13 protein-coding genes and 1 pseudogene are annotated in these 12,699 nt (G+C 44.2%); 12 read left to right on the top strand and 2 right to left on the bottom strand.

Translation table 11 applies throughout. The annotated features are described in order from the left end of the window. Positions 1-30 precede the first annotated feature (30 nt). The gene (locus tag MAS10914_RS0125635; protein WP_017318805.1) at positions 31-567 is read right to left on the bottom strand and encodes a P-loop NTPase family protein; all 537 of its coding nucleotides are present in this window, start codon (positions 565-567) and stop codon (positions 31-33) included. Between the two features lie 364 nt (positions 568-931). Between MAS10914_RS0125635 and MAS10914_RS0125630 the strand changes: the two genes are divergently transcribed. The 12 genes and pseudogenes from MAS10914_RS0125630 to MAS10914_RS35930 all read left to right on the top strand — a co-directional run. After that, positions 932-1,519, top strand: coding sequence for an adenylate kinase family protein (locus MAS10914_RS0125630; RefSeq protein ID WP_017318804.1), 588 nt, complete (start codon positions 932-934; stop codon positions 1,517-1,519). A 178-nt stretch (positions 1,520-1,697) separates the two neighbouring features. Further along, on the top strand, positions 1,698-2,453 hold the full coding sequence (gene rph, locus MAS10914_RS0125625) for a ribonuclease PH (protein ID WP_017318803.1): 756 nt from the start codon (positions 1,698-1,700) through the stop codon (positions 2,451-2,453). A 196-nt stretch (positions 2,454-2,649) separates the two neighbouring features. After that, positions 2,650-3,381, top strand: a complete 732-nt coding sequence (gene pgl / locus MAS10914_RS0125620; RefSeq protein WP_017318802.1) for a 6-phosphogluconolactonase — start codon at positions 2,650-2,652, stop codon at positions 3,379-3,381. A gap of 204 nt (positions 3,382-3,585) precedes the next feature. After that, on the top strand, positions 3,586-4,416 hold the full coding sequence (locus tag MAS10914_RS0125615) for an FHA domain-containing protein (RefSeq protein ID WP_017318801.1): 831 nt from the start codon (positions 3,586-3,588) through the stop codon (positions 4,414-4,416). Between the two features lie 107 nt (positions 4,417-4,523). Beyond that, entirely contained in the window at positions 4,524-5,261 is a 738-nt protein-coding gene (locus MAS10914_RS0125610; RefSeq protein ID WP_017318800.1) for a M50 family metallopeptidase, read from the top strand. Positions 5,262-5,567: 306 nt separating this feature from the next. After that, the gene (phnC, locus tag MAS10914_RS0125605; RefSeq protein ID WP_017318799.1) at positions 5,568-6,341 is read left to right on the top strand and encodes a phosphonate ABC transporter ATP-binding protein; all 774 of its coding nucleotides are present in this window, start codon (positions 5,568-5,570) and stop codon (positions 6,339-6,341) included. 62 nt (positions 6,342-6,403) lie between these two features. Then, positions 6,404-7,333 carry a phosphate/phosphite/phosphonate ABC transporter substrate-binding protein gene (gene phnD, locus MAS10914_RS0125600; RefSeq protein WP_017318798.1) on the top strand — a complete coding sequence of 310 codons (930 nt, stop codon included), beginning with the start codon at positions 6,404-6,406 and terminating at the stop codon, positions 7,331-7,333. 6 nt (positions 7,334-7,339) lie between these two features. Continuing rightward, positions 7,340-7,969, top strand: coding sequence for a class I SAM-dependent methyltransferase (locus MAS10914_RS0125595; protein ID WP_017318797.1), 630 nt, complete (start codon positions 7,340-7,342; stop codon positions 7,967-7,969). A 19-nt stretch (positions 7,970-7,988) separates the two neighbouring features. Next, complete coding sequence (gene phnE, locus MAS10914_RS0125590) at positions 7,989-8,831, top strand: phosphonate ABC transporter, permease protein PhnE (protein ID WP_017318796.1); 843 nt, start codon at positions 7,989-7,991, stop codon at positions 8,829-8,831. Between the two features lie 149 nt (positions 8,832-8,980). Then, a complete protein-coding gene (locus tag MAS10914_RS36320; RefSeq protein ID WP_269635078.1) occupies positions 8,981-9,109 on the top strand; it encodes a hypothetical protein in 129 nt (42 codons plus the stop codon). A 14-nt stretch (positions 9,110-9,123) separates the two neighbouring features. Next, positions 9,124-9,303, top strand: coding sequence for a hypothetical protein (locus tag MAS10914_RS35935; protein WP_232224232.1), 180 nt, complete (start codon positions 9,124-9,126; stop codon positions 9,301-9,303). Between the two features lie 105 nt (positions 9,304-9,408). Beyond that, a pseudogene (locus MAS10914_RS35930) lies at positions 9,409-9,507 on the top strand (helix-turn-helix domain-containing protein); the annotation flags it as partial. A 15-nt stretch (positions 9,508-9,522) separates the two neighbouring features. Here MAS10914_RS35930 and MAS10914_RS0125585 read toward each other — a convergent pair. Beyond that, entirely contained in the window at positions 9,523-12,693 is a 3,171-nt protein-coding gene (locus MAS10914_RS0125585; protein WP_017318795.1) for a plasmid replication protein, CyRepA1 family, read from the bottom strand. Between the last annotated feature and the right edge of the window lie 6 nt (positions 12,694-12,699).

Genomic DNA, 12,699 nt, shown 5'->3' with positions numbered 1-12,699 from the left:
GAACTTAGAACTCACCACTAATGAACTGAATTACGGTTGATGAGTGCGACGGATTTCGGTGATTTGGTCTGCTATTTCCAGAATAGATTTGGGCATTTCTGATCCTGTGAGGATGATATCAACGTGGGAAGGACGTTTTGCCAGAAATGCTAAAACTTCTGTTTCAGGAATTAAGCCAAGGTGAATGCCTAAGCTTAACTCATCTAATACAACGAGAGAATACTTACCCTCCAAGACGACCTTTTGTGTATGTTGCCACAACTTTTGTAGGGATTGAGTTTCAGTTTCGTCCAAGTCTGGTGTATCAATGCAACGAGGCAAATCACAGCGAATCCAATCTAATTTTTGTCCCAGTCGGATGGGGTTTTCGTGTCCTTGACGAATGCCGCCCTTGAGAAACTGTACTATTAACACTGGTGTGCCTTGACCAGCAATTCTCAGTGCTTGAGCCATGACACTCGTAAAAAAGTTACGATGAGAGCTAGTGAAAACTTGTATCAGCCCTTCAACAGAATATGGCGATATGAGTGTCGAATTTACGCTCGGGGTTTCTAGCTGAGCAACCATAGAAAATGTTTAAAAGGATACAACACAATAAAGTGCTTTTGCTTAAAGTTGTTCTGGCAAATTTACCTGTATAATCTAGCTGTTTTTGACAAGATGTCATGTATTTGCCAAGTCCCATTCCTAGTCAAACACTACGCTTATGCTGAAGTCAAGAGTTATGGAAACCGAGATTCTTGCCTTTGGTAATAAAGTAGCTGTAAAAATGAAAACATACAACTGAAAGTACTCATCCATCAAAAAAGCAGGGAAGATGACTGTAAGAGTCTAAAAATCTTCTAGATTGGGAAAAAGTAAAATTTACCGTTGGCTTTGGCAAAACAGATAGATACCGTTGTGAATTGGATAAAATCAGGAGTGAATTGTTGTGAGATTAGTGATTTTAGGAGGTTCGGGAGCGGGGAAAAGCACTCAAGCACAAGAGCTTTGCAGATACTTTGATATTCCTCTGATTTCCGATGGTGAGATATTACCGGATGCAATGGCGCAAAGCGCCGCGCCGCCAGCAACGAGCGTAAGCTTTAACAATTTGGGTTGTCTGTCACACTCACATCTGGAGATGGGGGAACTTGTCTCGGACAAAATAATGATTGAATTGATTCAGACTCGGTTAAAAAAGCCTGACTTTGACCGTGGTTGGGTGTTAGAAGGTTATCCCCGTACAGCGTTTGAAGCTGAAGAACTCGACTTTTTGTTGGACAATCTAGGGCACAATTTAGACTGGGCAATTTATTTACAAGTCCCACAAGCAGTGATGGTGAGTCGTTCCCTAGGGCGATCGCTTCCAGATGACCAACCGGAAATTGTACAGCGTCGTGTAGAAATATTTTATGACCGCACCATTCCTATCTTAGAGTACTACGATCGCCGTCGCCGCTTGCTGACTATTAATGGTGACCAGTTCCCAGAGGTTGTGCATCATAACATAGTTACTCTGCTCTCAACTCCCGAGTAGGATATGTTGTTCTCTTCACAATCAATACAAACAATACAAAAAATTCAAAATACTTGGGATGCCTTTATCTGAATCATTTAACGATGTGAAATATTAAGTTTTTCTTTAAAAAGACTTAAATCGTAATAGTGAAAGCATAACCGGCTGTATTGTATATAAAAATTTTGAGGTAAACCCAATGGCTTGGCAGCGTCCAGACGGTCGGCAACCCTACCAACTACGTCCTATTAGCTTCGAGCAAGGTTTCACCCGCTTTGCTCCTGGTGTTGTTCTGACAAAGTGTGGCGAAACTCAAGTCCTTTGTAGCGTTAGCGTTACACAGGGAGTCCCCAAGTTTCTAGAAGGAACTGGCAAAGGTTGGCTAACTGCTGAGTATCGGATGTTGCCATCAGCCACACCGCAACGACAAGAACGGGAATTTATGAAGTTGTCTGGACGAACTCAAGAAATCCAACGTTTGATTGGACGTAGTTTAAGGGCAGCAGTGGATTTAGGTGTGCTAGGAGAACGCACGCTGACTATTGATGCAGATGTATTACAAGCAGATGCTGGAACCAGGACAACCGCGATTACAGGGGGGTTTGTGGCGTTAGCGTATGCAATTTCTAAATTGTTGCAGGAGGGAGTTTTAGAGCGATCGCCTCTTGTAGGACAGGTAGCAGCAGTTTCTGTAGGCTTGTTGCAGGGAGAGCCATTTTTGGATCTCAACTACATTGAAGATGTCACCGCTGAGGTAGATTTGAATGTGGTCATGAATCAGCAGTTGGGCATCATTGAGGTTCAGGGAACTGCTGAATCCGGTAGTTTTAGTCGTACTCAACTCAATCATATACTAGACTTTGCTCAAAAGGGAATTGAACAATTGTTAGTTGCCCAGCGCGAAGCGATCACAGACTGGAATAAACTGTATCAGGGATCAAAAAATCATGAGTAATTTACACTCAGCACTGAAAACTATTTAGGTAACGTTAATAAATATTTTTGTTACGATTTGGCGAGATTTTTTACAACTGCCAAGTTAGGCTGTGTTGAATTCAGAGAAATGATCTTAAAAGTTTCAAAAAGTAAAAAGGTAAATAGTCATAATTTCGCTATCGTATTGCTGGAAGTCGCTAATGTGATGTGAAGGGATGAGCAAAAAGGTTGAAGTTCTTCCAGATCAAGGGGCGCTAATTACGCGAGCGCTAGAATTGATCCTGTCCAAGATCGAAACGGCTATTAAAGAGCACGGGCAATTTACCATTGCCCTGTCTGGTGGCAGTACACCTAAACCGTTGTACGAAGCAATCTCTACTCAAAAACTGCCTTGGGATAAAATTCATGTGTTTTGGGGAGATGAACGTTACGTTCCACCCGACCATCCAGACAGCAATCAACTGATGGCACGTCGTGCCTGGTTAGATCGCGTTGATATACCAGCGGCTAACATCCACCCTACGCCCACAGATGAAGCAGATCCCGCAGTGGCAGCTGCTAAGTACGAAAGACATCTGCAAGAATTTTTTCACTCTTCTTCTGGAGAGTTCCCCTCTTTGGATGTGAATTTGTTAGGAATGGGCGATGACGCACATACCGCATCTTTGTTTCCCCACACGGAAGCCTTAAAAGTAACAGATAAGCTCATTACCGTAGGGAACAAAGACGCAAACCCCCGCATCACCTTCACATACCCATTCATTAACTCTGCCCGCTGCGTTCTGTTTGTCGTTGCTGGTGCCAATAAAAGACCAGCTCTTGCTCAAGTCTTTGCACCAGTGGCAGATGAATTCACTTACCCATCCCGCTTAATTCAGCCTCAAGGAGAACTTTGGTGGCTGCTCGATGCAGCAGCAGGTAGTGACCTAAAACAGGATGCAGGATAAAACATGAAGGATGAAGTATTAAGGATGAATAATTAATCACACTTCATGACTTAATACTTCATACTACCCTACCCTACAGGAAGTTGCCCTCTGGGCGTCTACACACTTCAGCCTTCAAACGTACTTGTTAAAATCGGAAGCTAGAGTTGCCCCTCTGCTTGAGCGCACTATTTTACGATTGAACTTCAACAAAGGCTTAACCTCATGATCGTCTGCCCTAATTGCAATCACCCAAACCCAGACGGCGCTGTCCAGTGTGAAGCTTGCTACACCCCATTACCAGCTACTACTACCTGTCCCAGCTGTGGGGCAACCGTGCAGGCAGATGCAGCTTTTTGCGGTCAGTGTGGTTATAACCTGCGTACAGCGGCTCCCACCGCTGTTGCCGCAACCGTCGCACCTGATATCTCACCAGATGTACAGCCACAACCTATAGCAGTCAGTGGCTCTGCTAATTACACCGCCTCTAATTCCGCACCCATACCATCGACAGCAGTGGGGGTTCCCGAGCCATCAGTGGAGGTCACACAAAGCAGCGCGCCGCCACCAACCGTCGCTGCTCCACCCCCAGCACCTGCTGTTAGCGAAGAGCAATCAATTCCAACTCCACCCCCAGCACCGGAGCTATCCACAACACCCATTGCCCCAGCAGCCCAAACTCCACCCCCATCAGTCGTACCGTCTGCTTCTAGAACTCAATTGCAGCAAGTGAGCGCACGGCTCATCCATGTTCAAACAGACAGGGAAATTGAATTGCCTTACAACCTCTCTGTTGTTCATATCGGCAAGCCCAACGATCGCATTCCTCCAGATGTGGACGTTTCAGGATTTCCTAGTTCGGAAATTGTTTCGCGGATTCATGCCGATATTCGCATAGAAGGAGACGCTCACTATATCGAAGATGTGGGAAGTTCCAATGGAACTTATGTCAACAACTTGCCCCTACTACCAGGAAATCGCCACCGTCTGCGCCCAGGCGATCGCATCAGTTTAGGTAAGGGAGATATGGTAACGTTCCTATTTCAACTCGCTTAGTCGGAGCTAGTGTCTGGCGGCGGTTGACAGTGCCGCTAGACATAAACTGCGGTTAGGATGGATACAACTGCAATCAAAGCAATAGGTGTAGTTAAGGAAAGCGACCCATGAGCAATGTTGGGAAAGATTTTGAACCCTTGCTAACAAGAGAAGCTCCACGAACAGTTGAGCAGATGGGGCTGACTTGGCTTATTGCCGCAGCGATCGCCACCATTGTGCTGTGGCAAGTCCCAGTAGGTAATTACATTTTATACCCATTCACCATTTTGGCAACTTGGTTTCACGAAATGGGTCACGGCTTGATGGCATTACTCTTGGGCGGACAGTTTCGGAAATTGGAGATTTTTGGGAACGGTTCCGGTGTAGCAAGTTATGCCATATCCTTGTCATTGAGACCAATAGGTCCGGCTTTAGTTGCAGCAGCAGGACCAATGGGACCGCCTATTGCTGGTGCAGCTTTGATTTTGGCTTCCCGCAGTTTTAAGGCAGCTTCGGTGAGTTTAAAAATTTTAGCTGGTTTTTTACTCGTTTCGACGATAATTTGGGTGCGATCGCTGTTTGGAATTGTGGCAATTCCCCTATTAGGTCTTATTATCCTGGGTATTGCCCTGAAAGCGCCCCGTTGGGTACAAGGGTTCGCAGTTCAATTTCTCGGCGTGCAAGCTTGCGTAAGTACCTACCATCAACTTGACTATTTATTTAGCGATGGCGCTGGTCCGTTGGGACTTTCGGATACAGCACAAATACAGCAGCAGTTGTTGTTACCTTACTGGTTCTGGGGTGGGTTGATGGCAGTTGCATCTCTGGTTATTTTGGTGCAAAGTCTCCGCGTCGCCTATCGTTAAAATTAAACTGTTGAGTAATATTATGTCCGGTTGATTACTTATAAGTATTCATCCGGACATGATATTAAACTTTTTTTAACTTATCCTTAAATCCGTAATGAGAAGCTTTTAGTTATTGAAGTAAGGTATTGATAAAAATATCAAATTAAATAAGCAAGTCTTGTCTCAGCACAAAGAGGGTTGCAGAAGGCAGTATTCCATAGCACAAAAATGGTTTTTCTTTCTGCCATTTCCTAACTATTGGTCTGTCATTTTAAGAATGACAGAGGTTTATCGCTTCGTTTTTTCTCAAAGCACTGGAAAGTTATGATTTTGCTCGATCGCCTTAGCGTGACTTACAAAGGCGAAGTGATAGGACTCCACCCTACTTCTCTAGACTTCCTTAAAGGTCAATTTACCGTCATTCTGGGAGCTTCTGGATCGGGTAAATCAACTCTGTTGCGATGTCTCAACTTTCTCAATCGACCGACGACTGGCACCGTCATCGTTGAAGGCTTAGGTGACTTGCGCGATCCAAGCATATTGCACGAACATCGCAAGCGCACGGGGGCAATCTTTCAGCAGCACCAGCTTATCGGTCGGCAAACGGCGTTGCAGAATGTCTTGGTCGGTCGTTTAGGCTATCATTCAGCGCTGCGGAGCTTTTTTCCCTTACCTAAAGCTGATCGCTACATAGCTTTAGAATGCTTAGAACGAGTTGGGCTTTTAGAAAAAGCGTTAACAAGAGTTGATGCCCTCAGTGGCGGTCAGCAACAGCGAGTGGGTATTGCTCGCGCCTTAGCACAGCAACCACAGATCGTTTTGGCAGACGAACCTGTTGCCAGCCTCGATCCGGCAAGCGCCCATAAAATACTGTCGTTTCTCCGGCAAATTTGCCGAGAAGATGGCATTACAGCGATCGTCAGCTTGCACCAAGTCGATTTGGCTCAAACTTATGCAGATCGCATCATTGGATTATCGAAAGGGACTATTGTACTTGATGGCAGTCCCACGGAAATCGATAGTAATAGATTGAACAAACTTTATGGTGATACCAATGCTCAACACTACGACGGTTTTAAGGAAACTGCCCCTCTTTAACATTTCTTGATAGCTTTAGTCAGTGCATTCATCTGTATAATCAATCCAAAATCTAAAACACTATGACTGCTTTATTTAATAGGCGATCGCTCTTTTCTTTCACACTGACTGCATTTGCCTTGATCGGTTGTCAAACTAATAGCAATACTGCCACTGCGCCAACTGGAAGCAACCCAGTAGCTACCGTTGCCTCAAAAACCGTCGATCCCGAAACCTTAAAAGTAGCTCTTTTGCCTGATGAATCGCCTTCCAGCATTATTAAAAACAATGAAGGTTTAAAGCAATATTTACAAACCAAGCTCAATAAAAATATTGAACTTTTCGTGACGACAGATTATTCTTCTATGATTGAAGCTGCCAGTAACAAGCGGGTCGATTTAGCCTATTTCGGACCCCTTTCCTACGTTCTGGCAAAGACCAAGAGTGACATCGAACCGTTTGCGGCTATGAAGAAACATGGGAAAACTACCTATCAGTCGGTCATCATTGCCAATATTGGTAGCGGCGTTAATACCCTGCAAGCTGCTAAGGGAAAGACTGTAGCCTTTGGCGATCAAGCGTCAACGTCCAGTCATTTAATTCCCAAATCGATGCTAAAAGAAGCAGGGTTAGAACAACAAAAAGACTATCAAGAAGCCTTTACAGGCTCTCATGATGCGGTGGCGATGGCAGTTCAAAATGGTAACGCTCAAGTCGGTGGATTGAGCAAACCCATCTATGAAACTTTGCTCGAAAAGAAAACGATCTCGCCTGATAAAGTTAAAGTCATTGCCGAATCGAAAGAATATCCTCAGTATCCTTGGACGATGCGCTCCGATCTCTCCCCAGAACTGAAAGAGAAGGTTCGCGCTGCCTTTATTGAACTAGACGATGAAAAAGTGCTTAAACCTTTCAAAGCCGATGGGTTTGGGGCGATCGCTGATAAAGATTACGACTCGATTCGCGATTTAGCCAAAATTCTCAAGCTCGATTTAGAGAAAGTCAATAAATAGGTTTAGATGAGTGAAGCCAAGGTTCGCCAGCAATACGATCGCCTAGCAGACATTTACGATCGGCGATGGCATTCTTATGTTACCGATACACTCTCGTTTTTAAACACCTGGGCAGAGCTTTCGCCACAGGCAAGGGTACTCGATGTCGCTTGTGGAACTGGGGAGTTTGAGCAAGTTATTTTGGCGGAGAATCCCACACAATCAATAATTGGGGTAGATATTTCCGAGAAAATGCTGGCGATCGCTCGACACAAATGCCGCAACTATAGCAACGCAGTCTTTCAAACCGCTTCGGCTTCGTTGCTTCCCTTCGCCGATCGCACTTTTGATGTCGTTATCTCTGCCAATGCCTTTCATTACTTTGATCGCCCCGAAACCGCCTTATCGGAAATGAAACGAGTTCTCAAACCCGATGGTCGAGTCATTATTCTCGATTGGTGCAAAGATTATTTTTTGTGCCGACTTTGCGATCGCATCTTGCCACTTTTCGACTCCGCTTACAAGCAATGCTATACCCAAGACGAATTTCACCGCCTTTTAATTGATGTGGGTTTTGAAATTCAGCGCGATCGCCGAGTTCATTTTGGGCTTTTATGGGGATTGATGGTAGCTACGGCAACCAAGGGAGGCTTTTGAAGCATTATTATCTTAAATCATGCCCGTCAAGAAAAAAAATCCCCGAACTCCCATCCCACCCGATCCTAAACCTCAATTTGAGCGATTGTTGAAACAACAGCGTCGTCAATGGAATCGCTCAATTGTTATTGCCGCGATCGTTTTTCTCGTTATCTGTATTTGCTTCTATTTCGTAGGACTTCTAGATGGCAATCGACTCGCCGATGGAGTTCCTAGCGGCATCCGATTGGTTAGCCAGATGTTACCTCCCGATTTTAGCGATGGCTTCAATTGGATTAAGCCCCTATTTGATACTCTAGCGATGAGTGTTGCGGGAACAGCGATCGCAATTATCTTTTCACTACCCCTGTCCTTGCTGGCTGCCCGTAATACAACTCCTCATCCCCTACTGTTTCATCTCTCTCGTCTCATTCTCAATGGCTTGCGTTCCATTCCAGAATTAATTATGGGGATTATCTTTGTTGCTGCCGTCGGCTTTGGAGCGCTGCCAGGAACCCTAGCAGTAGGATTTCACTCCATCGGGATGGTAGGCAAATTTTTCGCTGAATATATCGAACTGGTCAATCCAGCCCCTTTAGAGGCAGCACGCGCGGCAGGAGCCAACAAAGCTCAGGTGATCTATCACGGAATTCTGCCCCAAGTCTTTCCCCAATTTATGGATCTGACTCTCTATCGCTGGGAATATAACTTTCGCGCCTCTACTATCATGGGTGCAGTGGGGGCTGGTGGCATTGGGTTCGAGCTAATTGGGGCGCTCCGCATTCTCCAATACCGGGAAGTTTCGGCGCTGCTGATCGTCATTCTGTTAATGGTCATCGTGGTAGATGGTTTCAGCAACTATTTACGCAAACGTCTCAATTAATATTTTTTTATAAAAAACGGCATTAGCTTAGATAGTGCTGCAAAATTCCTTATACCTGATATATGCGAGGGAGTGTTGGAAAGTTTTGACCTTTAAACTGCTACATCTAGCCTACTTTTTTTAGCAACGCAACCTTCAAATAAGGGTTCATGAATAAATTAATCATGGTTTACCATCGTCCCAAGTTTACTGGCAACTCCTACCGCAGAATTGACCGTAGGGTTAATTATCGGACTAGCCCGTCGAATGTTAGCAGGCGATCGCCTTCTTCTTTATAGCGCTTCTCGTTTGGATGAAGTACAGATTTATCTGTGTTCATCTGTACGCCAGTCGCCACAACGGGGGGCTTTGGGGTCCCCACGGAGGAGCCAGCCGCGTGGGCGGGTCTCCCGACTTGAGCGGACTGGCGTTGGGGTTGGGGGGAGACCCCCCTCCGGGTATGCCTGCGGCACGCCTGACGGCGTTGGCGTAGCCTGTCCGCAGGACTTACACCAGTCGCCTGGGTCGGGAAACCCTCCTGCATAACGCTGGTTCACCGCAAGGCGCTGGCTCGTCCATCTGTGGTTCTTATTTCTTGATGTATTGCACTCAACTGAGAACCGCTATAGCCATAGTTCGGACTGGGAATTTTCGTGAAGCCGCAAGACAGCTAGGCATTTCTCAGCCTGCTGTTTCCCAGCAAATTAAAAAGCTAGAAGAATTGCTCAAAGTGCAACTGCAGAGTAGACGCAGACGCTATATAGCCTGCAAAGGCAGGCTTTGTACCCTGCGGGAAGCCGCCCTCCGGGCGTCTATGTGTAGCCCCACCCTTCCAGGGTGAAGGATAATCAACCACACCCTTTACATTTGCCAACATCAACTCATCACGTTGTTGCCAAACTGCAAATATTTCTTCTCTGCCATCATAAAGCGTCTCCGTGTCAATTTGATAGACTGCATTATTTACCCGCTTCAGTTTCAAACCCAACAAATTCAACAATCGATTGAGTATTTTTATCGGGGAAATGTACTCTTTTTCCTGCAACAAATTAATACCAAGCGCCCTTTTGATATGTTTACTACATTGAAAAGAAATATTTCTTAGTAACAATAAATCGGCATCATTTTCGCTAAATTCTCGTTCTGGTTCGAGATACTGTAGCATTCCTAATGCTCTCAATGCTTCCACTTTAAGCGTGTTAGTCTTTAAATCTGGCAAAAAAACTTTACCTTCACCCCAAGACAATTGCTGAGACCATTCTTGCTTATCTCTCAGGCGAAGAAACTCGCTTTCGTGAGTTAGATAATAGTGTGTTAATAATTTGCAATAATATCCTTTGTCATCCCGTAATTTTAGCAGGGGAGTTATTTCAATACCATACTTTTGTCTTAAAATATATTTATTAATTTGGTTGCGTTCCTCATGAGTAAGGGCGTGTTTAACTAAGAAATGCTCGTATTCCACATAATCAATATCTTTAGCAGTGGCTACAGCAGTTGCAGCAGTCAATTGATTTTGGCGCTTAATTTCTCTAATTTTACAGTCAATTTCTTTTGATTTATTACGGCTTTGAAACCAATCTTTTTGAACTTTAAAAATTTCTAATATCAACCTTTTCCGAGTTTCTAAGTCATGTGGTTCAGTTGCTAGAAAGGCAAGGCGTAAATCTCGAATAATATTTTTTTGAACGTCGTTACTCCGTACATAAATTTGATGTCCATCAGAAATTAAACCATCTTTCATAGATTGACGGTAAAGAGTCATAGAAGCATTCACCCTTGCAGATAACTTTGCCCAAGTTCGCAAATGAGTAGGGTCATAAACTAACGGCAAATCTACATCAATTTTATGTAGAGGACTAAGTAATGCTAAATTTTCTTTTTGATTCTCCTGATACCAATAAGACAACGAACGATAATTTGTACTTCCACTACCAATTAAGCCAATTCCTCGCTTAGCACACCAAACAACACGCGGTACATCGTCGCGTACTCTTGCTAATGCTTGTCGTGCTTCAGAGTCAGGAATAACTCCTTGAAAAATACCGTAAACGCGGTCGAAGTGTTGGACATCAATGCTAATTCCTGTCCCAAGGCTAGGAGTGACAAAAACAGTGCTGTATTCAGTAATTTTTTGATTAATAGCTGCTACAAAATCAACGGCTTCATGACCGGGTGTGTTTGTCGTATGACTACTGATAACTAAAGTTTTTGGGAATTGCTGTTGCAATCTTTCTAAACGCTCTTTAAGGTAACGTTCAATTGTTTCACAACTGTAACGTCCAGAGCGACTATCGGTCGTAACGTAACATTTATGTCCTGTGATTAAATCTAGTTCCAATTGATGAATTAAGGGAGTTGGATTGGGGGAATCATAAAAAGTCACATCCCAACCTTGCTGTGGCTTCCACTGATTAACAATTATCCAAGGCGTTATTTGAATTCCTGCCAATCCCTGCAAATATTCTAAGGAGACATCTGATAAATCAGCATCTTGGGCAATAACTAAACCTCCAGTTATCAGCACAGTAGAAAGAATCTGCTGGAAGACTTTTAAAATTTTGACACGCTTATCTTTACAAGTATCGCTGTTAAGTAGATGCCATAAAGACTGTTCTACTTCATCCAAAATTATGATTGCCCCTCGCCAATCTTCAGGATTCAGCTTCCAAACAGAATCGATACATAGTCCGAGAGAATTAGGCTTGTAGTAAGCACTTAAACGCTCATTACGAAACCATTCCTCTTTACCCATTCCCCATTGAATGCCAATTTTTTCGCATAAAAACCTTCCCAATTGAATTCTATGAGTAATGAGTAATACGGGTTGATTTCTGCTTTTGGCTTGATTCACAACTGCTTGCACTGTTGTGGTTTTTCCTGTTCCTTTTGCAGACTTCACTCCAACTAATCCGGAGGTGGGGAACGGTATTTCCCCTAAGTAGCGACGGTTGAGAGTGAGTGCAGCAGGAATGGTTAACTCGGTGTGGGGTTTGATTTGGGCAAGGTAAACTTCTAAATCAACGCTTTGGCGATAAATTGCGTCAAAAGCACTTGCACCTTTGGCGACAATAAAATCATCAACCCCTTTTTCCATTCCAGGAAGTTCAATGACTTGGACGGGGCAATTTTTTTCTTGAAATAGAAATCCTAGCTGAGAGATAGCATTATTGACTGCTGCGATTGTCTTAGGTTGAGTTTCAAAATCAAAGCAAATGTAAAAGATTCGCTGAGTATTAGTAAACACCGCCAAATCAGGGATCAGCTGGCGCGAAATCAGTTTGCCAAAATTATCCTTAATGACGCGGTAACCACTGGTAATTCCAGGGATGGCTAGAGATGCATATCCTTGTGTCAATAGTGCTGCTGCTTTTTTAACACCCTCGCAAATAATCACAGGAATGTTTCGTTCTATAACCCATTGCCAAAAGCCTTTGGCTTCACCATTACAGGCAATGTTGATATTGTCGGGCATGGCTACATTGTAACGTTGGGCAACTTGCTGCCAAATACGTAGCGATACCCGCAGACAAAATACCCGTGTTGGTGTGCTGGGTGGATGCTCGTACTTAATCAACTTGCCATTTTCATTCAATCGAGGTTGGTTGGGCTTTAAGCACCCCCACTCCATGGTATGCCAATGATTTAAGGGATCAAGTCCAGAACACCACCAACCACCTTCAGTGATATGGCTGTACCGCTGCAACCACCCACTTTTGACCATTCCAGTATTTGTACGGGGAAGATGTTCAGAAATTAGCAGGTATTCATAAGTGGTTCTGCCTTGTAGAGACATAAAGTTGAATCTAGCAAGGTCTAAATCTATACCACTCTCTTTGACTAATTCCTCAAGGTGTTGGGGATGTAAAGAGTACAAATGCATTAGGTT

The organism is Mastigocladopsis repens PCC 10914 (assembly GCF_000315565.1).
In the GTDB taxonomy this organism is placed as follows: Bacteria; Cyanobacteriota; Cyanobacteriia; order Cyanobacteriales; family Nostocaceae; genus Mastigocladopsis; species Mastigocladopsis repens.
This window is presented reverse-complemented; position numbering and strand designations above follow the sequence as displayed.

Bases quoted from the DNA above. Each gene is read 5' to 3' on its own strand.
- MAS10914_RS0125635 (WP_017318805.1), bottom strand. From the start codon at position 567: ATGGTTGCTCAGCTAGAAACCCCGAGCGTAAATTCGACACTCATATCG.
- rph (WP_017318803.1), top strand. From the start codon at position 1,698: ATGGCTTGGCAGCGTCCAGACGGTCGGCAACCCTACCAACTACGTCCT.
- pgl (WP_017318802.1), top strand. From the start codon at position 2,650: ATGAGCAAAAAGGTTGAAGTTCTTCCAGATCAAGGGGCGCTAATTACG.
- MAS10914_RS0125615 (WP_017318801.1), top strand. From the start codon at position 3,586: ATGATCGTCTGCCCTAATTGCAATCACCCAAACCCAGACGGCGCTGTC.
- MAS10914_RS0125610 (WP_017318800.1), top strand. From the start codon at position 4,524: ATGAGCAATGTTGGGAAAGATTTTGAACCCTTGCTAACAAGAGAAGCT.
- phnC (WP_017318799.1), top strand. From the start codon at position 5,568: ATGATTTTGCTCGATCGCCTTAGCGTGACTTACAAAGGCGAAGTGATA.
- phnD (WP_017318798.1), top strand. From the start codon at position 6,404: ATGACTGCTTTATTTAATAGGCGATCGCTCTTTTCTTTCACACTGACT.
- MAS10914_RS0125595 (WP_017318797.1), top strand. From the start codon at position 7,340: ATGAGTGAAGCCAAGGTTCGCCAGCAATACGATCGCCTAGCAGACATT.
- phnE (WP_017318796.1), top strand. From the start codon at position 7,989: ATGCCCGTCAAGAAAAAAAATCCCCGAACTCCCATCCCACCCGATCCT.
- MAS10914_RS36320 (WP_269635078.1), top strand. From the start codon at position 8,981: ATGAATAAATTAATCATGGTTTACCATCGTCCCAAGTTTACTGGCAAC.
- MAS10914_RS35935 (WP_232224232.1), top strand. From the start codon at position 9,124: ATGAAGTACAGATTTATCTGTGTTCATCTGTACGCCAGTCGCCACAAC.
- MAS10914_RS0125585 (WP_017318795.1), bottom strand. From the start codon at position 12,693: ATGCATTTGTACTCTTTACATCCCCAACACCTTGAGGAATTAGTCAAA.